Below are 25,989 nucleotides of genomic sequence, written 5' to 3'. Positions count from 1 at the left end.
ACAAGAGACATGAAGGCCAAGTGCTATAAGAATATGTCGGCAGGGGCGAAGATTTCTCCAGCGAGGGGCCAGAAGTAATGTATTTTGGCCGAAAAGATCGCAGCCTTCGGCAGCTCCTGCAAGGCTGCGATCTGTTCCGGGATCAACGCAATTTTATGGCTGTCGACTGCAGTTGCTTGCCATCCCGATCGTGATAACTGACGCGGACCTGTTCGGCATCGACGATCAGATGCGCGAAATTATCCTGGCTGATCACCTCACTGGTCAGCTCATGCCGATAATCTCCCGCGGCCGTTCGGGCCAACGCCTGATCGAGGATGAAGGTGGATGCTTTGGCATACGGCAGCAGTTTGCTGTTGCACAGCGGTGAAGACACGAGGGTATGAACTTCGAAATCCGGGTCCTCGCTGTGAGTCAGGCGACTGGTCAGCGATCCGTGGACGTCGCCGGAAATGAAGAAGACGTTCTTGATGCCGTGCGTACGAATCGTCTCCAGCAGCCGTAGTCGTTGTTCCGGGAAGGCTTTCCAGGCGTCGTCGCCGTTAAGTTTGCGGTCGGGGTAGAACATGACGCTGGTGACCACGAATTTGACCCGGGCCGGGCTGTTGATCAACCATTTGAGTAGCGCTTGTTCCTGCTCTTCATCAAGGATACGCCGGTCGCTGGCCGACAGATTGCGTCGGGTTCGGCTGTCGGTGATAAACCATTCGATATCGCCATCGGAGAATTGATACCAATACTGTTGCAGTTTTTTGCTTACTTGCCCGTTGGCAAGCAACTCACAAGCAGGGCTGTGACTGGCTTGATATAGCTCATACGCCGTCATGGCGTTTTTGTATAAGTAGGCATCGGCCTTGCTCTCATTGGCAGGCCAGTTGTCTTCAATTTCATGGTCGTCGAGGATCATGTAAGTTGGCACGCCGGACATTAACTTCGAAATATGAGGCTGAGAGAAAGCCGTGCGATATTTGCTGAGAATGTCCTTGTATTCCCGGTCGGGGGCCACGAGGTTCAGGTCATCGACGTAGATTTGGTCGCCAGTCATCAGCATGGCGCTGATCGGCGGCTCGGCGCGTTCCGCCAGGCTTGTGATCGAGGCAAAGATCCGGTCGCCCAAATGCGGGGCCCAGGCAATGCCGGCGGTCATTCGCAGGTAACGGCATGAGCCTGCGATATAGGCCCGTGGCGTGGTGGCTTTGCTGGATTGCGTGCGAAAGCGGTAGATCTCCCGCGGCCATTGCAGCGGTAACTCCTGAACCGATTCGACGGTATGCACCGGGTTCATGGGGCTGAACCAGCCAGCCTGATATTCATAGTCGGTATCGGTGGCAAGATCGTTGAGTGCAATCACATCAGACAGGTCGCGCACGTTTGTCAGTTTTGCAAATACGCCTTTGGACCAGTATTCCTCACCGGTGCGTCGATAACGAATGCCTGCAAATGCCAGTGCATTGTTCTGTGAATTACCGCGCAAGAAAATACGGGTGTGATTAGTTGTAGTGTGGCCAATAATCGGGCCGACAGTCGGTTTGAACATGTTCGAATCCATTCGAAGTAATGCTAACTAAGCAGATTAAGTTACTGAGGTTTACTTTAGAGAACCTCCAAACTAAGCCTAGTTATTGGTTCGCAAAAAATATCGGGCGGAAGTGGACTCGAGTTGTAGGTGGCGTAAGCCATATGTGTAGGAATGAGGTGCAGGGGAGGGCTTTCTTCAGGGCAAAAAAAGCCCCGCCAAATTGGCGGGGTTGAGGTACGAGCGTGGCGCTCGGAAAGCATGGGACGCGACTGGCCCTCCGGTGAAGAAGGGCCGGCCGGTGTTACAACAGGATGGTGCGGATGTCCGCCAGCAGGTCGCTCAGACGCTTGGTGAAGCGTGCAGCAGCGGCGCCGTTGATCACACGGTGATCGTAGGACAGCGACAGCGGCAGCATCAGTTTCGGCTGGAAGGCTTTGCCGTCCCAGACTGGCTGAATGGTTGCCTTGGATACACCGAGGATCGCCACTTCCGGCGCGTTGACGATCGGCGTGAAGCCGGTACCGCCAATGTGGCCGAGGCTGGAAATGGTGAAGCAGGCGCCTTGCATGTCGTCAGCGGTGAGCTTTTTGTCGCGGGCTTTGGCGGCCAGCGCAGCGGCTTCGGCTGCCAGTTGCAACAGGCTCTTTTGGTCGACGTTCTTGATGACCGGTACCAGCAGGCCTTCAGGGGTATCAACGGCGAAGCCGATGTTCACGTACTTCTTGCGAATGATCGCCTTGCCGCTTGGCGCCAGCGAACTGTTGAAGTCCGGCAGCTCCTTGAGCAAGTGCGCGCAGGATTTGAGCAGCAGCGGCAGGATGGTCAGCTTGACGCCAGCCTTCTCTGCAACGGCTTTCTGAGCATTACGGAACGCTTCCAGGTCGGTGATATCAGCAGAATCGAACTGAGTCACGTGAGGAATGTTCAGCCAGCTGCGATGCAGGCTCGACGCGCCGATTTGCATCAGGCGAGTCATCGGCACTTCTTCGGTTTCACCGAAGCGGCTGAAGTCCACGACCGGAATCGGCGGGATGCCCGCGCCGCCGGTTGCGCCAGCCGCAGCGGCCGGTGCTTCCTTGGCTTTCTGCATCATGGCTTTGACGTAAACCTGCACGTCTTCTTTCAGCACACGACCGTGCGGGCCGCTTGGGCTGACCGCGCTCAGCTCGACGCCGAACTCACGGGCCAGTTGGCGCACCGCCGGGCCTGCGTGAACCTTGGCGCCTGGCTTGGCTGGTGCAGCAACAGGTGCGGCCGGTGCCGGAGCAGCGGGCGCTGCGGCGGCAGGGGCAGGAGCACTAGGTGCAGCAGCGGCTGGAGCCGGAGCCGCAGCAGGTGCCGCGCCTTTGACTTTCAGCTTCAGGATCAGGTCGCCGGTACCGACTTCGTCATCCAGCTTGACGGAAACGCTTTCCACCACGCCAGCGGCAGGCGATGGAATTTCCATGCTCGCCTTGTCGGATTCCAGGGTGATCAGCGACTGGTCGGCTGCAACGGTGTCGCCGGCCTTGACCAGGACTTCGATGATCTTGGCCTTGCCAGCCGAACCGATGTCCGGAACGTGGATGTCCTGAACGCTGTCGGCAACCGGAGCAGCCGGGGCAGCAGCAGGCGCCGGAGCAGCGGCGGCAGGTGCAGCAGCCTGGGCCGGAGCGGCAGCAACAGGCGCAGCAGCACCTGCCACTTCCAGGTCCAGAATCAGGTCGCCAGTGCCGACTTCGTCGTTGAGCTTGACGCTGATGGCCTTGACCACGCCAGCGGCAGGCGATGGAATTTCCATGCTCGCCTTGTCGGATTCCAGGGTGATCAGCGACTGATCAGCCGCGACGGTGTCGCCGACCTTGACCTGGATCTCGATGATCTGGGCCTTGCCCGACGAACCGATGTCCGGCACGTGTACTTGCTGAACGCTGGCAGCAGCAGGCGCGGCAGCTGGAGCAGCCGGCGCTTTCGCGGCAGGTGCAGGTGCAGCCTTGGCAGCCGGCGCTGCGGCAGTCGCAGGGGCTGCCGCAGCAGCACCTTCGACTTCCAGTTCCAGCAGTTCGTCGCCTTCTTTCAGGCGATCGCCCAGCTTCACTTTCAGGCTCTTGATGATACCGGCCTTCGGCGCAGGCACTTCCATGCTCGCCTTGTCCGACTCAAGGGTCAGGATGCTCTGGTCAGCTTCGATACGGTCGCCGACCTTCACAAACAGTTCAATTACTTCACCTTCACCGCTGCCGATGTCAGGTACGCGAATGAGTTCGCTCACAGAGTGTCTCCTCAGCAGTCCAGTGGGTTGCGTTTTTCCGGGTTGATACCGAACTTGGCGATGGCTTCAGACACCACCTTAGGTTCGATATCGCCACGGTCAGCCAAAGCTTCCAGGGCTGCCAACACCACGAAATGACGATCGACTTCGAAGAAGTGACGCAGCTTCTTGCGGCTGTCACTGCGGCCGAAACCATCGGTGCCCAGGACTTTGAATTCCTTGGACGGGACCCACTGACGAATTTGCTCAGCGAACAGCTTCATGTAGTCGGTAGACGCGATGACCGGACCTTTACGGCCGTTCAGGCACTCTTCGACGTAGCTCAGTTTAGGCTTCTGGCCCGGGTGCAAACGGTTGCTGCGCTCGACGGCCAAGCCATCGCGACGCAGTTCGTTGAAGCTGGTAACGCTCCACACGTCAGCGCCGACGTTGAACTCTTCACGCAGAATCTTCGCCGCTTCACGGACTTCACGCAGGATGGTGCCGGAGCCCATCAGCTGAACGTGGTGCGCCGCTTCGCGGGTGTCTTCCTCGAGCAGGTACATGCCTTTCTTGATGCCTTCTTCGGCACCGGCCGGCATGGCTGGCTGCTGGTAGGACTCGTTCATCACGGTGATGTAGTAGAAGACGTCCTGTTGCTCTTCGGTCATCTTCTTCATGCCGTCCTGAATGATCACCGCCAGCTCGTAGCCGTAGGTTGGATCATAGGTGCGGCAGTTCGGGATGGTGGCAGCGAGGATGTGGCTGTGACCGTCTTCGTGCTGCAGGCCTTCGCCGTTCAGCGTGGTTCTGCCTGCGGTACCGCCGATCAGGAAGCCACGGGTGCGGCTGTCGCCAGCGGCCCAGGCCAGGTCGCCGATACGCTGGAAGCCGAACATCGAGTAGAAGATGTAGAACGGCAGCATTGGCTGGTTGTGGCTGGAGTACGAAGTACCGGCAGCGATGAAGGAGCTCATGGCGCCCGCTTCGTTGATGCCTTCTTCGAGGATCTGGCCCTTCTTGTCTTCTTTGTAGAACATCACCTGGTCTTTATCGACTGGCTCGTAGAGCTGGCCGACGGAGGAGTAGATGCCCAACTGACGGAACATGCCTTCCATACCGAAGGTACGGGCTTCGTCCGGGATGATCGGAACGATACGCGAACCGATTTCCTTGTCCTTGACCAGCTGCGCGAGGATCCGCACGAAGGCCATGGTGGTGGAAATTTCACGGTCGCCCGAGCCGTCCAGGATTGCCTTGAGGGTATCCAGCGGTGGCGTCGGGATGTCGAAGCTTTTGGCACGGCGCTGTGGCACGAAACCGCCCAGTGCAGTACGGCGCTCGCTCAGGTAACGGGCTTCGGCGCTGTTTGGCTCCGGTTTGAAGAACGGCAGGTTTTCCAGCTCTTCGTCTTTGACCGGAATGTCGAAGCGATCACGGAACAACTTCAGGCTGTCGACATCGACTTTCTTGGTGTTGTGCGCAGTGTTTTTCGCTTCGCCGGCACCGGTGCCATAACCTTTGATGGTCTTGGCCAGGATGACGGTCGGTTGTTCTTTGTGGTTGACCGCTTCGTGGTACGCCGCGTAGACCTTGTACGGGTCGTGGCCGCCACGGTTGAGTTTCCAGATCTCGTCGTCGGACAAGTCTGCAACCATCGCCTTGAGTTCTGGCGTGTTGAAGAAGTGTTCACGAACGAACGCGCCGTCTTTGGCTTTGTAGTTCTGGTACTCGCCGTCGATGACTTCGTCCATGCGACGTTGCAGAATACCGTCGACGTCTTTGGCCAGCAGTGGGTCCCAGAAACGGCCCCAGATGACTTTGGTCACGTTCCAGTGAGCACCGCGGAACACGCCTTCGAGTTCCTGGATGATCTTGCCGTTGCCGCGAACCGGGCCATCAAGGCGCTGCAGGTTGCAGTTAATGACGAAGATCAGGTTGTCGAGCTTCTCGCGGCCAGCCAGCGAGATGGCGCCCAGGGATTCTGGTTCGTCGCACTCGCCGTCGCCCAGGAAACACCAGACTTTTTGCTTGCCTTCCGGGATGAAGCCACGGGCTTCCAGGTACTTCATGAAACGTGCCTGGTAGATCGCCTGGATCGGGCCCAGGCCCATGGATACAGTCGGGAACTGCCAGAAGTCAGGCATCAGCCATGGGTGCGGGTAGGACGACAGGCCCTGACCGTCCACTTCCTGGCGGAAGTTGTTCATCTGGTCTTCGGTGATGCGGCCTTCCATGAATGCGCGGGCGTAAACGCCTGGCGAAGTGTGGCCCTGGAAGTAGATCAGGTCGCCGCCGTGCTCGTCGGTCGGGGCCTGGAAGAAGTAGTTGAAGCCGATGTCATACAGGGTCGCACTGGAAGCGAAGCTGGAGATGTGACCACCCAGGTCAGAATCTTTCAGGTTCGTACGCATTACCATGGCCATCGCGTTCCAGCGTACCAACGAGCGAATGCGGCGTTCCATGAACAGGTCGCCAGGCATGCGTGCTTCGTGGGTAACGGGGATCGTGTTGCGGTAAGGCGTGGTGATGGCGTAAGGGAGCTGCGAGCCGCTACGGGTCGCGAGTTCGCCCATACGGGTCATCAGATAGTGAGCACGGTCTTCGCCTTCTTTGTCGAGAACCGATTCCAGGGCGTCCAGCCATTCCTGGGTTTCGACGGGATCGAGGTCTTGCATGGCTTGCTCCAGGGCGGAAAGGCTTCCAGAATCGGTTGCCTGAGTTTGCGACTGGCCTTGTGGGCAGACGATATAAATTCTTGGATTGCCGAGAGGTATGTTCCGGCGGCGTGTAGTTTTACTACAAATCATCGGGCATTTCAGCCTTTCGAATGTATAGACGAGTAGTAAAACTACAGAAGATCGGCTTGTGGCCTCCGGCTGCGTTGTGAGAATAATCGTTAAGGTTGGTCTTTTGCCAACCAAAAAAGGTGAAGGCTTGATGATCGCTGCCAAAAATAAACAAATTTCAGCTATTTCTAACCTTTGTTCGACAGTCAGTCAGGTAGCGCATTATCCCAAATCACTACATGCAGCCCTTCGCACGCCGATCAAGGATAGACCATGAGCCTCCCTTCGCTTGCCGAACTGCCCAACGTACTGTTGCCATTTGTCACCCGTGCCGAGCAGTCGTTTCGTACTGCCGTCTCGGTTTTCCCCGATGATCATGGTCTGTCGGCCTGGACGCCTGAGCGCTGGGCGCAATTTGCCCGTGTCACTGCTGCCAGCGACTTTGTGATTGAACAAAGTTTGCGTGACCCTTTGATGTTGCTGGAACTGGTGAGCTCCGGCGAACTGGACCGCGCGTTTGCGCCGGGCGAGTTGTGCGAGCAAATTGCGACGGCGGTGAGCGCCGCCGAAACCGAGGACCAGCTTGGCCGTGCCCTGCGCCGCCAGCGCGCCCGTCAGCAAGTGCGGATTATCTGGCGCGACCTGAATCGCCAGGCCGATCTGATCCAGACCTGTCGCGACCTCTCGGACATGGCCGATGCCAGCATCGATCAGGCCTATCAGTGGTTGTATCAGCGCCATTGCCAGCAGTTCGGCACGCCCACCGGTCGGCGTAGCGGCGAGCCGCAACAGATGGTCATCCTCGGTATGGGCAAGCTTGGCGCCGTGGAGCTGAATCTGTCGTCGGACATCGACCTGATTTTCGCCTACCCCGAGGGTGGCGAAACTGTCGGTGTGAAGCGGTCGCTGGATAACCAGGAATTTTTCATTCGCCTCGGTCAGCGTCTTATCAAGGCCCTGGACCCGATGACCGTTGACGGTTTCGTGTTCCGCGTCGACATGCGCTTGCGGCCGTATGGTTCGTCCGGCGCTTTGGTGCTGAGCTTCAATGCACTGGAACAGTATTACCAGGATCAGGGGCGCGACTGGGAACGCTACGCGATGATCAAGTCGCGCGTGGTGGCCGGCGATCAAGTGGCGGGCGCTCAACTGCAGGAGATGCTGCGGCCGTTCGTTTACCGGCGTTACCTGGACTTCTCGGCCATCGAAGCGCTGCGCACCATGAAGCAGCTGATCCAGCAGGAAGTTCGGCGCAAGGGCATGGCCGACAACATCAAGCTGGGTTCCGGCGGCATTCGTGAAGTCGAATTTATCGCTCAGGCCTTTCAGTTGATTCACGGTGGCCGCGACCTGAGCCTGCAGCAGCGTCCTCTATTAAAAGTACTGAGCACCCTCGAAGGTCAGGGTTACCTGCCGGCGGCGGTGGTCAGCGAATTGCGCGAAGCCTACGAATTTCTGCGTTACACCGAACACGCAATCCAGGCGATTGCTGACCGCCAGACCCAGATGCTCCCGGATGGCGAACAGGATCAGGCGCGCATTGCCTTTATGCTTGGGTTTGCCAATTGGACGGCATTCCACGAGCAGCTGATGTACTGGCGTGGCCGGGTCGCCTGGCACTTTGCTCAGGTGATCGCTGATCCTGATGAAGAGGACGGCGCCGAGAGCGAAGTGGTGGTCGGCGGCGAATGGCTGCCGCTGTGGGAAGAGGCGCAGGACGAGGAGGCCGCGTGCCGTCAGCTGGAAGAGGGTGGTTTTGCCGATGCTTCCAAGGCGCTGAAAGCTCTGGCCAGCCTGCGTGGCAGTCCGCAATTACGCGCCATGCAGCGCCTGGGGCGTGAACGCCTCGATGCTTTTATTCCACGTTTGCTGGCTCAGGCTGTGGAGCATGCCAATCCCGATCTGGTGTTGGAGCGGGTGCTGCCGCTGGTGGAGGCCGTGGCACGTCGTTCCGCTTATCTCGTTTTATTGACCGAGAACCCCGGAGCTCTGCGCCGCTTGCTGACGCTGTGCGCCGCGAGCCCGTGGATTGCTGAACAGATCACGCGCTTCCCGCTGCTGCTCGATGAATTGCTCAACGAAGGCCGGCTGTTCAAGCCACCGCTGGCCCCGGAACTGGCGGCCGAATTGCGCGAGCGTTTGACGCGGATTCCCGAAGACGACCTCGAACAACAAATGGAAGCCCTGCGGCATTTCAAACTGGCGCACCGCTTGCGCGTCGCCGCCTCGGAAATCGCCGGCAGCCTGCCCTTGATGAAGGTCAGTGATTACCTGACCTGGCTTGCCGAAGCAATCCTCGAACAAGTGCTGGCCCTGGCCTGGCGCCAGACCGTGGCCAAGTACGGCACGCCGCAACGCACCGACGGCAGCTTGTGCGACCCTGGTTTCATCATTGTCGGTTACGGGAAAGTCGGTGGTCTGGAATTGGGGCACAGTTCGGACCTGGATCTGGTGTTCATCCACGACGGCGATCCGCAGGCCGAAACTGACGGGCCGAAGCCTATCGACGGTGCACAGTTTTTTACCCGGCTCGGGCAGCGCATCATTCATTTGCTGACGGCGCAGACCAACTCCGGCCAGTTGTATGAAGTGGATATGCGCCTGCGGCCGTCCGGTGCGTCTGGTTTGCTGGTGAGTTCCCTGGGGGCGTTTGCCCGGTATCAGGAAAACGAAGCCTGGACCTGGGAGCATCAGGCGTTGGTACGGGCGCGGGTGCTGGTGGGCAGTCAGGATGTTGGCCAGGCGTTCGAGAACGTTCGCGCGGCGGTATTGGCCAAGTCACGGGACCTTGCGACCTTGCGCCAGGAGGTCAGCGAGATGCGCGCCAAGATGCGCGATAATCTGGGCAGCAAGAGCACTGCGGCGGGCACGGCGACAAATGCCTTCGAGGCCACGGCGCCGTTCGATCTCAAGCAGGACGCCGGAGGTATCGTCGATATTGAATTTATGGTGCAATACGCGGCTCTTGCGTGGTCTGAGGCGCATCCGTCATTGCTGCGCTATACCGACAATATCCGCATTCTGGAAGGGTTGGAGGAGGTCGGGCTGATGCCCGCCGAAGATGCCAGCCTGTTGCGTGAAGCCTATAAGGCCTATCGCTCAGCCGCTCACCGGGAGGCCTTGCAGAAGGACGCCGGGGTGATACCGGGCGACCAGTTCGTGGATGAACGACGGCAGGTCATGCGAATCTGGCGCGAGCTGGGGTTAAGCTGAGCAGGCAACAAGATTCAAATGTGGGAGCGAGCCTTTGTGGCGAGGGAGCTTGCTCCCGCTGGAGTGCGAAGCGCTCCCAAGTCAGCTTGTGCGGTCTGTCAGTGAGAATGCGGTGGCAAGTTTGAGGGCTGCTGCGCAGCCCAGCGGGAGCAAGCTCCCTCGCCACAGAGGCTTATGCTGATTGACATGAATGTGTATTAAATTGATCCGGCGAGCCCCAATCGGCTCGTCCAAATGACCTGACGGTTCACCCCGAAGGTGCTGGATTCTCGAGGCGGGGAGGCGTATGCCTCCCCGGCTCGTTTATGGAAACCACATGAAAATTCTGATCGTTGGGCCCAGTTGGGTCGGTGACATGGTGATGGCGCAGACACTTTTTCAGTGTCTCAAACAGCGCCACCCGCAATGCGAAATCGACGTGCTGGCCCCCGAGTGGAGCCGGCCGATTCTCGAGCGCATGCCCGAAGTGCGCCAGGCCTTGAGCTTCCCGCTCGGGCACGGCGTGCTGGAGCTGGCGACGCGTCGGCGCATCGGTAAATCCCTGGCCGGTCAATATGACCAGGCCATCCTGCTGCCCAATTCCCTGAAGTCGGCACTGGTGCCTTTTTTTGCCGGTATCCCGAAACGGACCGGCTGGCGTGGCGAATTCCGCTATGGCCTGCTCAATGATGTGCGCACGCTCGACAAAGAGCGTTACCCGCTGATGATTGAGCGCTTCATGGCCCTGGCCTTTGAGCCCGGAGCCGAATTGCCGAAGCCGTATCCTCGGCCGAGCCTGCAGATCGACCCGGTGACCCGCGACGGCGCACTGGCCAAGTTCGGTCTGGCCCTCGACCGTCCGGTGTTGGCGCTGTGCCCCGGCGCGGAGTTCGGCGAGTCCAAGCGCTGGCCGTCCGAGCACTACGCCAAGGTCGCCGAAGCGAAAATCCGTGAAGGTTGGCAGGTGTGGCTGTTCGGCTCGAAAAACGATCACGCGGTGGGCGAAGACATTCGCGCGCGGCTGATTCCGGGGCTGCGTGAAGAGTCGGTGAACCTCAGTGGCGACACATCCCTGGCCGAGGCCATCGATCTGCTGTCCTGCGCTGACGCGGTGGTCTCCAACGACTCCGGCCTGATGCACGTGGCTGCCGCGTTGAACCGCCCGTTGGTGGCGGTGTACGGCTCGACGTCGCCGGGTTTTACGCCACCGTTGGCCGAGCACGTCGAAATCGTGCGCCTGGGCATCGAATGCAGTCCGTGCTTCGATCGCACCTGCCGTTTCGGACATTACAATTGCTTGCGCCAGCTCATGCCGAAAGCAGTGAACGAAGCCTTGCAGCGGTTGCTGGGCACTGTGGTCGAGGTCAAATAGTTTGCGGGTACTGTTGATCAAGACTTCTTCGCTGGGCGACGTGATTCACGCGTTGCCAGCGTTGACCGACGCGGCGCGGGCGATCCCCGGCATTACGTTCGACTGGGTGGTAGAAGAAGGTTTCGCCGAGATTCCGACATGGCACCCAGCCGTGGGCAAGGTGATTCCGGTGGCGATCCGTCGCTGGCGCAAGAACATCTGGCAGACCATCAAGAGTGGCGAGTGGAAGCGCTTCAAGCAAAGCATTCGCGCGACCAAATATGACTTGGTGATCGATGCCCAGGGCCTGCTGAAAAGCGCGCTGCTGACTCGCTACGCCAAAGCCCCGGTGGCCGGGCTGGACAAGAACTCGGCCCGCGAACCGATCGCCGCGCACTTCTATTCCCGGCGTCTGGCCGTGGCCCGTGGGCAACACGCGGTAGAGCGAGTGCGTCAGTTGTTCGCGCTGGCCTTGGGTTACGACCTGCCTAAAGGGCTGGGCGACTATGGCCTGAACGTCGAGCGATTGGTGGAGTTGCCGCGCAAGAATCCGTACGTGGTGTTTCTCCATGGCACCACCTGGGACACCAAGCATTGGCCCGAAGCCTATTGGCGCGAGCTGGCCGAGCGGGTGGGTTACCTCGGTGTGGCGGTAAAACTGCCGTGGGGCAACCCCATCGAAAAGGCTCGCGCCGAGCGCATCGCCAAAGACATGAAACACGTCGAAGTGCTGCCCAAGCTGAACCTGGCGGGGGTCGGTAAAGTCCTGGCCGGAGCGCAAGCCTGCGTAGCGGTGGACACCGGTCTCGGTCATCTCGCTGCGGCGCTGGACGTACCGACCCTGTCGCTGTTTGGCCCGACCAACCCGGGCCTGACCGGCGCGTACGGCAAGTCGCAGATTCACATGGCCAGCGACTTCCCTTGCGCACCTTGCCTGCAAAAGAAATGCACCTATCAACCGACGGCCGAGGATGCCCGTCGGTTCGACCTGAAACGCGAGTGGCCCCTGTGCTTCACGCGTCTGAATCCCGAGCGTGTCGCGAGCCGACTGAGCACGTTGTTACTGGCTGAGGAGCTGCGCTGATGCAATTGGCATTTGTCCTGTACAAATATTTTCCGTTTGGTGGCTTGCAGCGCGACTTCATGCGCATCGCCCTGGAGTGTCAGCAGCGCGGCCATCAGATTCGCGTCTACACACTGATCTGGGAAGGCGACGTTCCACCGGGTTTCGAAGTGCTGGTGGCGCCGGTCAAGGCGTTCTTCAATCATCGGCGCAACGAAAAGCTTACCGAGTGGATGGAGGCTGATCTGGCCAAGCGTCCGGTGGATCGCCTGATCGGTTTCAACAAGATGCCGGGCCTGGACGTTTACTACGCCGCCGACGGCTGCTTCGAAGACAAGGCGCAAAACCTGCGCAACTCGCTGTACCGTCGTTGGGGCCGCTACCGGCACTTCGCCGAGTACGAGCGCGCGGTGTTCGCCAAGGATGCCAAGACTGAAGTGCTGATGATTTCCGAAGTCCAGCAGCCGCTGTTCATCAAGCATTACGATACGCCGCTTGCACGCTTTCATTTGCTGCCGCCGGGTATCTCTCAGGACCGTCGCGCGCCGGCCAACGCCGCTGAGATCCGTGCCGGGTTTCGTCGCGAATTCAACCTGAAAGATGATGAACTGCTGCTGGTGCAGATCGGCTCCGGGTTCAAGACCAAAGGCGTGGACCGCAGTCTCAAGGCGCTGGCTGCTTTGCCCGCCGAACTGAAAAAGCGCACCCGGCTGTTTGTAATTGGCCAGGATGACCCCAAAGTATTCCAGTTGCAGAGCGCCACATTGGGGCTCGGCGACAACGTGCAGTTCCTCAAGGGCCGCAGCGATATCCCGCGTTTCCTGCTAGGTGCCGATCTGTTGATCCACCCGGCGTACAACGAAAATACCGGGACGGTGCTGCTTGAAGCTGTGGTGGCTGGTTTGCCGGTGCTGGTGAGCGCGGTGTGCGGGTACGCCCATTACATCGCCGAGGCCGACGCGGGCCTGGTGCTGGACGAGCCCTTCGATCAGGCGCAACTGACGCAGTACCTGACCGGCATGTTGAATGACGCAAATGCACGGGCGGCCTGGAGCCGCAACGGTCTGGCCTTCGCCACGACGGCCGACCTCTACAGCATGCCGCAGCACGCGGCCGATGTGATTCTGGCGGAGCACGCTTAATGAAGTTGATGCTGGCTGAACCGTTCAAGAGCCTCTGGGCTGGACGCGATCCGTTCGCCGAAGTCGAGGGCCTCAAGGGCGAGGTGTACCGCGAGCTTGAAGCGCGCCGGACACTGCGTACTGAAGTGGATGGTCACGGCTTCTTCGTGAAAATCCACCGTGGCATCGGCTGGGGTGAGATCTTCAAAAACTTGCTGACCGCCAAGTTGCCAGTGCTTGGCGCAGGCCAGGAGTGGAAGGCCATCCAACGCCTGCAAGAAGTCGGTGTGCCGACCATGACCGCTGTGGCTTACGGCGAAAAAGGCAGCAACCCGGCGGACCAGCATTCGTTCATTGTCACTGAAGAGTTGGCGCCCACCGTCAGCCTCGAAGATTTCAGCATCGACTGGGTCAAGCAGCCGCCCGAGCCCAAACTCAAACGCGCCTTGATCGCCGAAGTCGCGCGCATGACCGGCATGATGCACCGCGCCGGGGTCAACCACCGCGACTGCTATATCTGTCATTTTCTGCTGCACACCGACAAACCGGTGACAGCCGACGACTTCAGGCTCTCGGTGATCGATCTGCACCGTGCTCAGACCCGTCCGACGATTACCCAGCGCTGGCGCAACAAGGACTTGGCAGCGCTGTATTTTTCGGCGCTCGACATCGGCCTGACTCGTCGCGACAAACTGCGCTTCCTCAAGGGTTACTTCCAGCAGCCCTTGCGCCAGATACTGGCTGAAGAAGCGGGACTGCTGGCATGGCTCGAAGGCAAGGCCAACAAGCTCTACGAGCGTAAGCAGCGATACGGGGACGCGCTCTGATGTCGGGTTGGACACTGGAACCTGCTTACAGCGATCTGGCAGAAGACTTCGGCAGCCTTGACGCGGTGTTCGCGCTCAAGGGCGAACGACTGACCCACGATCCACTGTCCGAGGTCATTCGCGTCCAGCGCAACGGCGTCAACTATTACGTCAAGCGCTACGTCGGCGCCGGCAAAGGCCTGCGCCGTTACCTGGGCAAGCCTCGAGTAAAGGCCGAGTGGCAGAACCTCAAGCGTTTCGCCAAATGGGGCATTCCTACTGCCGAAGTTGTGGCCTGGGGGCTGGAGCGACGCGGCGTGGCATATGACCGAGGGGCAATGATCACGCGCGAACTGCCTCATACCGAAGATTTGTCGGCCCTGGCTGACCGGCATGATCCGAAACTGGCGGACCGCGCCTGGGTCGACAACATCAGTCGACAGCTGGCGGGCTATACCCGGACCATGCACGACCACCGTTTTACCCATAACGATTTGAAGTGGCGCAACCTGCTGATCGATGATGAGGCGCGGCTGTTTCTGATCGACTGCCCCAACGGTGATTTCTGGCGCGGCTTCTGGCTCAAGTACCGGATCACCAAAGACCTGGCTTGCCTGGACAAAGTTGCCAAATATCACCTGTCGGCCACCCAGCGTCTGCGCTTCTACCTGCAATACCGCCAATGCACCCGGCTCAATGCCGCCGACAAGAAGCGGATTCGGCACGTGGTGAGATTTTTTGAGGGACGGGAATGACTGATTTTCTGGCTGCTGAAGATCGTGCGCTGCTTGAGCGTCATGGCCTCGGCACCTTCGACGCGCTCTGGGCCAAACAGCTCGAAGCCGTGGACGAACCCAACACTGGTCGGGGTGGCTGGAGCAGTGTGTTTCGGCTGGAACTGGAAGGTCATAGTTACTACCTCAAACGCCAGAGCAACTACCTGACACGCACATTGCATTCACCCTTTGGCGAGCCGAGTTTTGCCCGTGAGTTTCGCAACATCAGTCGTTATCAGAAACTGGGTGTTCCGGCGTTGCAGGCGGCGTTCTTCGGTGAGCGAAAGGTCGACGGCGAAGTCCGGGCGATTCTGCTGACCCGCGCGCTGGACGGTTGGGATGACCTGGATTCGCTGTTGCAGCGCTGGTCTGACCTTAGTGCGGCGCAGCATACGGCGATTCTGAAAGCCTGTGGGCAACTGGCGCGACGCCTGCACGAAGTGCATCAACTCCACGGCTGCTTCTATCCCAAGCACATTTTTCTCCAGGCCACCGGTGACGGCTATCAGGCTCAGTTGATCGATCTGGAAAAAACCCGCCCGCTGTTGTTTGGCCGGCGTGATCGGGTCAAAGACCTGGAGCCGTTACTGCGTCGGGCGCCGGAATGGAGCGAAAGTCAGCTGCGCGAGTTGTTGGCAGTTTATCTGGACCAGCCATTGAACAGTTCGCTGGTGGACCGTTGGGTATCGCGCCTGAGTGCGCGGCGCAGTCACAAGGAGGCGCGTTGATGCGTTTGTCCGAACTGAAAAACGCTGGCCGCAGCCCAAGCTTGCCGTTGAGCATTCCACTGGCGGATGCCGCGGGGCCGGCAGAGTTGCAATTGCTGAGCCTGCTGCGAGTATTGCCGGGGCAACGTTATGTGGGCGCCGGGGTCTGGCGCGGTCGGCCGGTGTTGGCCAAGTTGCTGGTCGGCGGTAAAGCGGCGCGGCACTTCAAGCGTGAACTGGATGGCGTGCGTTTGCTCGCCGCTCAGGGGCTGACCACGCCGTTGCTATTGGCTGATGGTCTGAAGGACGGCGAGGGTGGCTGGTTATTGTTCGATTTCCTTGAGGGCGCCGAGAGCCTGGGAGAGGCCTGGAAACAGGTTGAACATTTGCCGGTACTGGCGGATGAACAATCAGCAGTGCTGGCCGAGGCCTTGGGCGCGATAGGTCATCTGCATGGCAAGGGGCTGTGGCAGGAAGACCTGCACCTGGACAACCTGCTGCGCCATGGCGGTCAGTTATATTTGATCGATGGCGCCGGGATCTGTGCCGAGACGGCTGGCAAGCCACTGTCACAGGACAAAGTTCTGGAAAACCTCGGGGTGTTTTTTGCCCAGTTGCCCAAAGCGCTGGAACCCTTCACCGAGGAGTTGCTGGTGTATTACCTGTTGAGTAACGGCGAACACGCGTTGCCGATGGAGGCGTTGCAAAAACAGATCAACAAGGTCCGTCGCTGGCGTTTGAAGGACTTCCTGATCAAGGTCGGCCGTGAATGTACGTTGTTCAGTGTCCAGCGCGGAGCGTTCGGCTTGCGGGCGATTCGCCGTGAGGAAGAGGCCGCGATGTTGCCGGTGCTGGAGCAGGCCGATGCCTTGCTCGATCAAGGCCATCTGTACAAGACCGGCGGTGCGGCGAGCGTCGGCAAGGTCGAGGTGGCTGGTCGTACATTGGTAGTCAAACGCTACAACATCAAGGACTTCGCCCACTGGCTCAAACGCTTCTGGCGCCCGAGCCGCGCCTGGCACTCATGGCGTGAAGGCAATCGCCTGACGTTCCTGGGCATCGCCACGCCCAAGCCGTTGGCATTATTGGAGAAACGTTTTCTCTGGCTGCGCAGCCGGGCGTACCTGGTGACCGAGTATTTGCCGGGGCCGGACATCATCGAGCGGTTTGCGCCGTACGTGGAAAGCGGCGAAGCGCCGCAAGCCGAGCTGCAGGCTCTGGATCACCTGTTCGCCGAGCTGATTCGCGAGCGGATCAGCCATGGCGATTTCAAGGGTCATAACCTGTTCTGGGAGCAGGATCGCTGGGCGCTGATCGATCTGGATTCGATGTGTCAGCACGGTTCGCTCAGTAGCTTTGCCCCGGCGTACGCGCGGGATCGGGCTCGGTTTATGCGCAATTGGCCCGAGAGCAGTGCGCTGCATCAGGTGATTGATCAGCGTTTGCCCAAGGATATCTCTAGCGCTGCCTGAATCGGGTCTTCGACCCTATCGCGGGCAAGCCCACTCCCACAGGTTCAGTGGTGTGCATAAGTTTTGTGTGCGGCGCGATCACTGTGGGAGCGGGCTTGCCCGCGATGGCGCCAGATCAGATCCCCTGATCTAGAGGACAAGTTCTTATGAACCGTCCTACATGATCTACAGACCCCATGAACTGTGCCCTGAATAGCCACGATGCTAGTTTGCCTGACGTTCTCGGAGGGCAGATTTTGACGATAAAAATGGCTGTGTTGCTGAGCACTTTCTCACTGGCGCTATCCGGCTGCGGAACCGCTGTCACGGTGCTGCAGGATGACGAACAGGCCGCCCGTAGCCTCAGAAAACAAAAAACCTACTGCCAGTCCATTCCCCGCATCTATAGCGGTCTGGCCCACGACTTTTGCCTCTTGCATGCGCCGCCTGATCCCACCGGTATTCTGGTGCCATTCGTATTGCTGGATCTGACCTTGTCTGGTGCACTGGACAGCGTTGCCTTGCCGTACACGATTTACCGGCAGGCAACCGACGGCAATATCAGGATTTACTGGCGGCCGGGCCGCGGATGAGCAAAGGTGAACGCTTGGCTCGGCCCTATCTTCACAGCGCTGATAAGGGCAGGCTCATTCCCGGCATGTTTACGCTATAATCCCGCCCTTTAGCTGTCTCTCGCCCCTTGCGAGGGCACATTAATTTTTGAGGCGCGTTGCGCCTGCATGCAGACTAAAGAGGCTAGACCCCTGTGGCATTGACGATTCTTGGCCTGTCCGGCGCCCTTAGCCATGATCCTTCCGCAGCCCTGTATATCGACGGCAAGCTGGTCGCGGCGGCCGAGGAAGAGCGCTTCGTGCGCGATAAACATGCAAAGAACCGCATGCCTTACGAGTCGGCGAAGTTCTGCCTCGAGCAGGCGGGCATCAAGCCGTCCGACGTTGACGTGGTGGCGATTCCGTTCGCGCCGATCAGCCTGTTCGGCAAGGCTCGCTGGCACTACGCCAAGCGTTACTGGTACGCCCCGGACCGTGCGCTCGATGCGATCCTGATGGGCAACCGTCGCTACAAGCGCTATCGCAACAAGATTGTCTGGTGCCTCGAGCAACTGGGCTTCGATCCAAAGAAAATCAAGATCGAGCCGGTCGAGCACCATTTGGCCCACGCCTCCAGTGCCTACCACTGTTCCGGTTTCAAAGAAAAAACCGCGATCCTCGGGATCGACGGCAAGGGCGAGTACGCCACGACCTTCTTCGGTTACGGCGAGAACGGCAAGATCCACAAGATCAAGGAATTCTTCGATCCGGACTCCCTCGGCGGCCTGTACGGCGCGATCACCGAGTTCCTCGGTTTCGAGATGCTCGACGGTGAGTTCAAGGTCATGGGCATGGCGCCGTACGGCGACGCCAGCAAGTACGATTTCTCGCGTCTGGCCTCATTCGAGAACGGCGAGCTGGTGATCAACACCGACTACGCCAACGTCATCGGCCTGCGTCGTTATAAAGAGAAGGGCAAAGGTTTCTACTTTTCGCCGAAGTTGATCGAGTGGCTGGGGCCCAAGCGCGAAGGTGACATCGCCGACGAGCCGTACATCCACTACGCCGCGAGCATGCAAGCGCTGTTCGAGAAACTGGCGTTGCAGATGATCGATCATTACCTGGGCGATGTGCTCAAGGAAACCGGCAAACTGGCCTTCGCCGGTGGCTGTGCGTTGAACGTCAAGCTCAACCAGAAAATCATTGCCCGCGACGACATCAAGGAACTGTTCGTTCAGCCTGCATCCGGCGATGCCGGTACCGCGGTCGGCGCTGCGGCTTACGTGTCCCACGCCCGTGGTGTGCCGGTCGAGAAGATGGAACACGTCTACCTCGGCCCGTCCTACAGCAACGAAGACGTGATCGCGGCCTGCGCCCGTCACCCGAGCGCGCCTGCATGGCGCAAGCTCGACAGCATGCCGGAAAAAATCGCCAAAATCATGGTCGACGGCAACCCGGTGGCCTGGTTCCAGGGCCGCATGGAATTCGGACCGCGCGCCTTGGGCGGTCGTTCGATCATCGGTTGCCCGAGCGCGACCGGCGTGGCTGACCGCATCAACCACCAGATCAAGTTCCGCGAGCGCTGGAGGCCTTTCTGCCCGTCGATGCTCGACACCGTTGCACCGCAGATGATCAAGATTGATCACCCGGCGCCGTTCATGACCTTCACCTTCGAAGTGGCTGAAGAGTGGAAGACCCGCGTGCCGGAAGTCGTCCACGAAGACGGCACATCCCGGGCCCAGGTGTTGAAGCGCGAGTACAACCCGCGCTACTACGACATGATGAAGGCGCTGGAAGTGCTGACCGGTAACGGCGTGTCGCTGAACACCTCGCTCAACCGTCGTGGTGAGCCGATGATCTGCTCGCCGACCGACGCCTTGAACATGTTCTTCGGTTCCGACCTGCAATACCTGATCATGGAAGACATTCTGGTGGTCAAAGAAGGCGCGGACGCTTATGACACGCTCGGTTGAACGCCATGTGCTGCAGTTCTGTCACGGCTATGACGGGCCGTTTCTGGACTGCGCCCGGCAGTACGCCAGCTTGTTCGCGGGGACCGGTTATCGAGTGACCACGGTGTTTCTGACCGGGGCTGCCGATGCCGAAGTCGCCGCGAGCTGCGCTTCCGATGAAGTGCTGTTCATGGAATACAGTTCCAAGGCTATTCGTGGCCTGAAGCTGGGCGCCATCGGCGATCTGCGCAAGATCGCCGTCTCGCGCAATTTCAGTTTCTGCATTGCTCACCGTTTCAAACCGATCTACATCGCCTTGCTCGGCACTTCGTTGCCGGTCATTGGCGTGCATCACGCGTTTGGCGATTACCAGCGCGGCACCCGCAAACTGTTCGCGAATATTTTTCGCAAGCGCCTGAGCCTGCTCGGGGTCTCCGATGCGGTGCGTGACGACATGCGCCGTTGTTTGCTGAAATGGCCGGCCGAACGGATTCAGACGCTCTATAACCGAATCGATGTGCAGGCGTTGCAGACGAGCCAGGTATCGGTTCGCGAGGCCCGGGAAACCCTCGGTCTGTCGATGGATGCCTGGATTGTCGGCAACGTCGGGCGTCTGCATCCGGACAAGGACCAAGCCACGTTGCTGCACGGCTTTGCCGCGGCATTGCCGGGGTTGCCGGCCAACAGTCAGTTGGTGATCCTTGGCAGCGGTCGGCTGGAACAGGATCTCAAGGCTCTGGCACGTGAACTGGGCATTGGCGATCGCGTGCTGTTCCTTGGCCAGGTACCCGAGGCGCGTCGTTACTTCCGCGCTTTCGATGTCTTTGCTCTGAGTTCCAATCACGAGCCGTTCGGCATGGTATTGCTGGAAGCCATGGCCGCCGGTGTGCCGTTGCTCGCGACCGCGTGCGGTGGTGCCAGGGAAGTAGTCGAAGGCGTGGGCATTCTGTTTCCGTTGGGCGACGCCGAGCATCTGGCTCAAGGGTTGCAACATCTGGCCGCGATGGACGAACAGCAACGTCGCCAGTGTGCCGAAATGATGTTCGACCGCTTGCGTGAGCGCTTCTCTGATCGCGCGGTGCGCGACGCTTTCTGGCATTTGCCGCAGGTCACCAAACTGGCACCGAGGGGCTGATGCTCAACCGATTTCAAGGCTGGCGCGAACGTGGTTGGGCGCAGGTCGACGCATCGACTTATGCACAAGCCTGGCAACGTTTTGGCGGCAGCGTCGCGACTCATCCTCTGGTGGTCGAACGTCTGGCACAGTTGGCTGACATTCCAGTGCGCTATCTGGCCTGGGAACATAACGGCGAAGTGAAAGCCGCCATCCCGACCTGGGGTCGCGACCTGGCGCTGTCCAAGGACGTGCTCAAGCGCAGTGGTAAAAAGGGCCTGTTCGACCTCGGCAATGCCGAATTGATCTTGCCGGCCGCCGTGGATGCCCAGGCACCGTTGCGCCATCGCGGCCGTTACTTGTCAGCGCTGAGCGAGGGCCGTTTTACCGGTATCAAACTGCAGGCCGAGCAATTGGCGTTGGCCCGGACGCCTGAAGAACTGTCAAAGAAGTTTCGCTACAATCAGCGCCGCGAATTGCGTCTGCTGGAAGAGGCCGGTGGGGTGGTGCGGCCGGTTGCCGAGTTTTCCAGCAGCGAGCTGGCGGTTATCTATTGCGACCTGTTCCAGCGTCGTTGGGGTTTCCCGGCCACCGGTGCCGAGCGTATGGGCGAGGTGATCGAGCTGTTGCGCGAGTTGCTTATCGGCTCGGTGATTTTCCTTAACGACGCACCGATTGCGATTCAACTGGTATACCGCGTCGAGGCACCGGAGTGGATCAGCGTCGAGTACGTCAACGGCGGTGTCGATCCCGAAACCCGGGAATTCAGCCCCGGCAGCGTGCTGAGTTTTCTCAACACTCAAAGCGCCTGGGAACATGCTCGCGCGCTGAATAAACCCCTGCGGTTTTCCTTTGGTCGGACCGACCGTGAGTACAAGGACCGCTGGTGCAATTCCGTGCCAGTCTTCACGGTATGAGCCAACCCATGAGCCGCAAACAGCAACTGCTCAAGCGCCATCGGCGCAACAAACGCATGGGCCTGCTGATTGCGCTGATGCTGTTGATCGTTACTGGCATGCTGGTCGCCTGGTGGCTGCCGCTGGTGCTTGCGGTGCTGGGCTGGGTTGCCCATGAGGCGTGGTTCGCCGACCATCTGTTTTATTCACCTAAAGACGATTACCAATACAACTTCCCGCCGTACACCCCGCAGCCCAAGATTTATCTGGACGGTGAGCGGCTGCGGCTGGATGAGGGCGTCATGCTGGTCGATGACGCTACGCTGGTGCTGGCGTTGCGGGTGAAAAGCACGTGGCTGGGGCGCTTTATCGATCCCGTCGTCGAGTTGGCGGGTGGCGATAATCCCGACCGACAAACCTTTGAGCGCGGTGTAAATGGCCTGCGTTACCTGAATCTCACGGGTCAGGCGCAGGTGCTGTCGCGAGGTGAGCTGCGATTGCGCGGGCGTTTCTGTCGATTACTCGGCGAGCCCGTGCTCTGGGCGCTCGAGCATCCGGACTACCGCCGTCAGCGGGTGATGGTGATCGCGCCCCATGCCGACGATGCTGAATTGGCCGCCTATGGTTTGTACAGCCAGACGAACGAAGCCTGGATCGTTACCCTGACGGCGGGCGAGATCGAAGCCGAACATTATCAGCAGATGGGCCTGAGCAAGGCCGAAGCGGCTCGCCTGAAGGGGCGTTTACGTGCCTGGGACAGCATCGCTGTGCCGCGCTGGGCCGGGGTGCCCGAGGCACATTGCGTGCAATTGGGGTATTTTTGTCTGCAACTGGCAGCGATGCAGGCCGCGCCGGGCACTCCGGTCGGTTCGCGGGAAGCGGAGCTAGGCGACACCCGCTTGTTCCGTCAGTTGAATCCATTTGTCCTGCCGGGTGACATCGACGGTGTGCCGAGCTGGAATAATTTGCTGGCCGATCTGCGTGAACTGTTGCTGCGAGCCCGTCCGGAAGTGATCGTGCTTCCGCATCCGACCCTCGATCCGCACCCCGATCACATCTGCGCCCAGGAAGCGGTTCTTGAAGCATTGAAAGGGTTAGAATGGCAGCCGGCCACCGTCCTGGGCTACGCCAATCACCTGCACGATAATGATCGTTGGCCGATGGGTGACGCGGGTCATGGCATAGCTCTGCCACCAGCGTTCGATTCGGTAGCGCCGATGCAGCCATGCTGCCTGTCAGTCTCTTTGGAGCGTCAGCGTGATAAAGCGATGGCGTTGGGCATGATGCACGACCTGCAACCACAGCTTCCGTTCAAACGGCGCCTGCGGCGGTTGTTGCAGTGGCTCTTGGCTAGTAGAGTGCCGTCCGTCTATGGAGAGAACGATTTCTTTCGCAAGGCGGTCAGACGCCATGAGTTGTTCTGGGTTCTGAAGCATGATGAAACATCTGTAAGGCAGAAATGAAATGTCACGCGCCCTAGCATGGCTGCGTATTTAAGCTGTAGTGAGTATTTCTGTGATCAATCCATCTCCACGTATTCTTTTCCTGATCCCGTATTTCGGTCATTGGCCGTTCTGGATGCCGTTTTTCCTCGAGAGTTGCCGGCGCAACTCCGATATCGATTGGTTGCTGTTCAGTGACTGCGGTACGCCCGAGAATTTGCCGCCCAACGTAACTATCGAGGCCATGAGCTTCAATGAGTACTGCGCGCTGGTGTCGCGGCGGCTGAATATCGACTTTGCGCCTGATGCCGCGTACAAGCTCTGCGACATCAAGCCGGCGCTAGGGCATATCCATGTCGACCATCTGCAAGGCTATGATTTCTGGGCGTTCGGCGATATTGATCTGGTGTATGGTGACCTGCGAAGTTATTTCACCTCGGCTCGGCTGGCCAGTTATGACCTGTTTTCCACCCATGAGCGGCGGGTGGCGGGTCATCTCTGCCTGATGCGCAATACTGTGCGCCAGCGTGAGTTGTTCATGCAGATCAAGGACTGGCAAACACGCTTTACCGACCAGGAACATCATGCGCTGGACGAGGGGGCATTCAGTCGAATCTTCCTCTGGCGCAAGAATTTCCCCGAGCCTTTGTTCTCTCTGGTGGGCAAGTTCAATCCTTGGCGTCGCCGCAGCGAGTTCACCGAGGCGTTCAGCACACCAGGTGGTTGCATCAAGTGGCATGACGGCACGGATGACTTTCCGCATCACTGGTATTGGCGCAATGGCTGTTTGAGTAACGATCGCGATGGCGATCGCCGGTTTCCGTATTTCCACTTCGTCTGCTGGAAACGCAACGAATGGTCACGGTTGCCTCCACCTGACCCGGCCGAGGTCAAGCGCATCGCTGCCGAACCGGCCTGGGTCATCGATGCGACTGGTTTTCACCGGGGAGAGTTATGAGTCAACGGTCAAAGGTTCTGCAATTGCAGCCTGACTACAACGTCAAAGCCCACGATTTTGCCGACCTTGCGGAGCAGATCGTCAAGGCTCTGCCAAGCGATCGCTATGAAGTGACCGCGGCGTTTTTACGTGGCAAGCCGGGATCTGGCGAAGCAGTGAGCCGCGCCGACCGTTCGGTATATTTCGAGTTTTCCGACAAGTCCCTCAAGGGCATGCGCCTGCGGGCGATGTGGCAGGTGTACAAGTTCTGCCGTGCAGAAAAATTCGATGTGGTGATTTGCAACCGCTTCAAACCGGTGAACATGATGCTGGCGCTCAACCGTTGGTTGAAAATACCGCTATGCATCGGCATCTCCCATGGATTTGGCGAGTACGACCGGTTTTACCGGCGTCGCCAGACCCAACGCCTGGTCGATCGACATTGGCGCTTCGTCGGTGTGTCTCCGGCGGTCAAACAGTACCTGCTCGAGTGTGACTGCGGCTTTACCGACCAGAATACCTACGCGATCACTAACGCCATCGACATCGAACAGGCAGAAGGTTTGCAGCACAGCCGCGAACAGGCTCGCGAGCTGCTGGGCATTGATCCGTCGGTGCGCTTGATTGGTGCATTGGGCCGCTTGGTGCCAGTCAAGGGCCATACCTATCTGTTGCAGGCTTTTGCCGCGCTCAAGGACAAATATCCGAATACCCAACTGGCAATCATCGGCGCAGGGCGTGAAGAGTCGCGCCTGGCTGGCGAAATAGAACGCTTGGGCCTGACCGGTCGCGCGCATTTGCTGGGGTTCAAGGAAAACGCTTTGCAGTATGTTCGCGCATTCGACATCTGGACCATGCCATCCCTGGCTGAAGGCCTGGGGCTGGCGTTGCTGGAGGGCATGAGCGGACACCTGCCGGTGATCGCTTCGAACGTACCGGCCATGTTGCCGCTGATTCAGGGCGCAGGTGGTTTGTCGATTACCCCGGCGGATGTGCCGACGCTGGTCGCAGCGCTGGATAACTACCTTGGGCTTTCGGACGACGAGCTCAAGACCAAGGGCGAACAGGCCTACCGTTATCTCCAGGAACAACACGACATCGAGGTGTTCCGACAGCACTACCTGAATCTGATCGACTCCGGCCTGGATCAAGCCCGTAAGGAACAAGCATGAGCGACGCGCACCCCCTCGTTACGGTCATCATCGCCTCGTACAACCACGGCCGCTATATCGAAGAAAGCATTCTCAGCGTCCTCAACCAGACTTATAAAGATATCGAGTTACTGGTCGTCGATGATGGCTCCAGCGATGACAGTGTCGAGCGGATCAGCGTGCTGCAGGCGCAGCATGGTTTCGATTTCCGGGTTCAACAGAACCAGGGGCTGACCAATACCCTCAACGGCGCCATCGCTCGTTCCAAGGGCAGCCTGATTGTGCCATTCGGTTCCGACGACGTCATGCTGCCGGAGCGTATCGCTACCCAGGTGGCATACATGGATGGCAAGCCTGAGGTCGGGATCTGCGCCGGCAACATCGAGCTGATCGACGCCGACGGCAATCTTTATCCGGAGAAACGTCAGAACCGCGACGTGCCATTCCGTCGCCTGGATTTCGAAGACATGTTCCTGGAGCGCAAGCCTTATCCGCCGGCACCTACCCTCATGATCCGCCGCGAAGCGCTGGACAAGGTGGGCGGCTTCGATCCGAACATTCGGCTGGAGGACTTGTTGATCGAGTTGAAGGTGACCCGCGCCGGCTACTTCATCGATGGCCTGAATGTGCTGATGGCGCGCTATCGCAAGCACGCCACCAACTCCTACAAGAATCATCGTTTCATGATTGATAACATCCTGCGTACCTACGCGCTATTCAGCGACCATCCGCTGTACGACGAGGTGCGCTACAAGTTCCTCAGCTCGATGTTCCTGAAAGCCGCCAATCGCGATCACAAACTGGCGAAGGAACTGCTGGCGCAGATACCGTTCAAGTCCTGGAACAAGAAGACCTGGCGGGGGCTGGGGCGCCTGTATTTCTCGCCGCTGGAAAAAGACTGATCAGCTTTGCCTGTTCGAGGTAGCAGCTGGCGATACCCG

The 25,989-nt window shown here is 59.3% G+C and carries 19 protein-coding genes; 16 read left to right on the top strand and 3 right to left on the bottom strand.

The window, feature by feature from the left end; genetic code table 11:
• Positions 1–142: 142 nt before the first annotated feature.
• The 3 genes from AB4O41_RS14440 to aceE all read right to left on the bottom strand — a co-directional run bounded on the left by AB4O41_RS14440 (position 143) and on the right by aceE (position 6,427).
• The gene (locus tag AB4O41_RS14440) at positions 143–1,537 is read right to left on the bottom strand and encodes an alkaline phosphatase D family protein (protein ID WP_460143651.1); all 1,395 of its coding nucleotides are present in this window, start codon (positions 1,535–1,537) and stop codon (positions 143–145) included.
• Positions 1,538–1,820: 283 nt separating this feature from the next.
• Positions 1,821–3,770, bottom strand: a complete 1,950-nt coding sequence (gene aceF, locus AB4O41_RS14435) for a dihydrolipoyllysine-residue acetyltransferase (RefSeq protein ID WP_460148229.1) — start codon at positions 3,768–3,770, stop codon at positions 1,821–1,823.
• A gap of 11 nt (positions 3,771–3,781) precedes the next feature.
• A complete protein-coding gene (gene aceE, locus AB4O41_RS14430; RefSeq protein ID WP_460148228.1) occupies positions 3,782–6,427 on the bottom strand; it encodes a pyruvate dehydrogenase (acetyl-transferring), homodimeric type in 2,646 nt (881 codons plus the stop codon).
• Positions 6,428–6,811: 384 nt separating this feature from the next.
• On the opposite strand from aceE, the gene glnE reads away from it, so the two are divergent.
• The 16 genes from glnE (at position 6,812) to AB4O41_RS14350 (ending at position 25,950) form a co-directional block, all read left to right on the top strand.
• Positions 6,812–9,751, top strand: a complete 2,940-nt coding sequence (gene glnE, locus AB4O41_RS14425) for a bifunctional [glutamate--ammonia ligase]-adenylyl-L-tyrosine phosphorylase/[glutamate--ammonia-ligase] adenylyltransferase (protein ID WP_460148227.1) — start codon at positions 6,812–6,814, stop codon at positions 9,749–9,751.
• Positions 9,752–10,067: 316 nt separating this feature from the next.
• Entirely contained in the window at positions 10,068–11,102 is a 1,035-nt protein-coding gene (gene waaF / locus AB4O41_RS14420) for a lipopolysaccharide heptosyltransferase II (protein WP_008074620.1), read from the top strand.
• A 1-nt stretch (position 11,103) separates the two neighbouring features.
• Positions 11,104–12,165, top strand: a complete 1,062-nt coding sequence (waaC, locus tag AB4O41_RS14415) for a lipopolysaccharide heptosyltransferase I (protein WP_460148225.1) — start codon at positions 11,104–11,106, stop codon at positions 12,163–12,165.
• Entirely contained in the window at positions 12,165–13,286 is a 1,122-nt protein-coding gene (locus AB4O41_RS14410) for a glycosyltransferase family 4 protein (protein ID WP_460148224.1), read from the top strand. Before waaC ends, AB4O41_RS14410 begins: the two co-directional genes overlap by 1 nt.
• Entirely contained in the window at positions 13,286–14,092 is an 807-nt protein-coding gene (gene rfaP / locus AB4O41_RS14405; RefSeq protein ID WP_460148223.1) for a lipopolysaccharide core heptose(I) kinase RfaP, read from the top strand. Before AB4O41_RS14410 ends, rfaP begins: the two co-directional genes overlap by 1 nt.
• A complete protein-coding gene (locus AB4O41_RS14400) occupies positions 14,092–14,826 on the top strand; it encodes a lipopolysaccharide kinase InaA family protein (RefSeq protein ID WP_460148222.1) in 735 nt (244 codons plus the stop codon). Before rfaP ends, AB4O41_RS14400 begins: the two co-directional genes overlap by 1 nt.
• The gene (locus AB4O41_RS14395) at positions 14,823–15,575 is read left to right on the top strand and encodes a lipopolysaccharide kinase InaA family protein (protein ID WP_460148221.1); all 753 of its coding nucleotides are present in this window, start codon (positions 14,823–14,825) and stop codon (positions 15,573–15,575) included. Before AB4O41_RS14400 ends, AB4O41_RS14395 begins: the two co-directional genes overlap by 4 nt.
• Complete coding sequence (locus AB4O41_RS14390; protein WP_460148220.1) at positions 15,575–17,026, top strand: lipopolysaccharide kinase InaA family protein; 1,452 nt, start codon at positions 15,575–15,577, stop codon at positions 17,024–17,026. Before AB4O41_RS14395 ends, AB4O41_RS14390 begins: the two co-directional genes overlap by 1 nt.
• 236 nt (positions 17,027–17,262) lie before the next feature.
• Entirely contained in the window at positions 17,263–17,598 is a 336-nt protein-coding gene (locus tag AB4O41_RS14385) for a YceK/YidQ family lipoprotein (protein ID WP_460148342.1), read from the top strand.
• A 173-nt stretch (positions 17,599–17,771) separates the two neighbouring features.
• Positions 17,772–19,529 carry a carbamoyltransferase family protein gene (locus AB4O41_RS14380; RefSeq protein ID WP_460148219.1) on the top strand — a complete coding sequence of 586 codons (1,758 nt, stop codon included), beginning with the start codon at positions 17,772–17,774 and terminating at the stop codon, positions 19,527–19,529.
• Positions 19,513–20,643, top strand: coding sequence for a glycosyltransferase (locus tag AB4O41_RS14375; protein WP_460148218.1), 1,131 nt, complete (start codon positions 19,513–19,515; stop codon positions 20,641–20,643). Before AB4O41_RS14380 ends, AB4O41_RS14375 begins: the two co-directional genes overlap by 17 nt.
• Complete coding sequence (locus AB4O41_RS14370; protein ID WP_460148217.1) at positions 20,643–21,539, top strand: antimicrobial resistance protein Mig-14; 897 nt, start codon at positions 20,643–20,645, stop codon at positions 21,537–21,539. Before AB4O41_RS14375 ends, AB4O41_RS14370 begins: the two co-directional genes overlap by 1 nt.
• An 8-nt stretch (positions 21,540–21,547) precedes the next feature.
• Positions 21,548–22,981, top strand: coding sequence for a PIG-L deacetylase family protein (locus AB4O41_RS14365; protein WP_460148216.1), 1,434 nt, complete (start codon positions 21,548–21,550; stop codon positions 22,979–22,981).
• Positions 22,982–23,033: 52 nt separating this feature from the next.
• On the top strand, positions 23,034–23,918 hold the full coding sequence (locus AB4O41_RS14360; RefSeq protein ID WP_460148215.1) for a DUF6625 family protein: 885 nt from the start codon (positions 23,034–23,036) through the stop codon (positions 23,916–23,918).
• Positions 23,915–25,069: a glycosyltransferase family 4 protein gene (locus tag AB4O41_RS14355; RefSeq protein ID WP_460148214.1), complete on the top strand. Its 1,155-nt coding sequence runs from the start codon at positions 23,915–23,917 to the stop codon at positions 25,067–25,069. Before AB4O41_RS14360 ends, AB4O41_RS14355 begins: the two co-directional genes overlap by 4 nt.
• Entirely contained in the window at positions 25,066–25,950 is an 885-nt protein-coding gene (locus tag AB4O41_RS14350) for a glycosyltransferase (RefSeq protein ID WP_460148213.1), read from the top strand. The genes AB4O41_RS14355 and AB4O41_RS14350 overlap by 4 nt, the downstream gene beginning before the upstream one ends.
• Positions 25,951–25,989 lie beyond the last annotated feature (39 nt).

The sequence above is a fragment of the Pseudomonas sp. S2_A02 genome (assembly GCF_054668495.1).
This window is presented reverse-complemented; position numbering and strand designations above follow the sequence as displayed.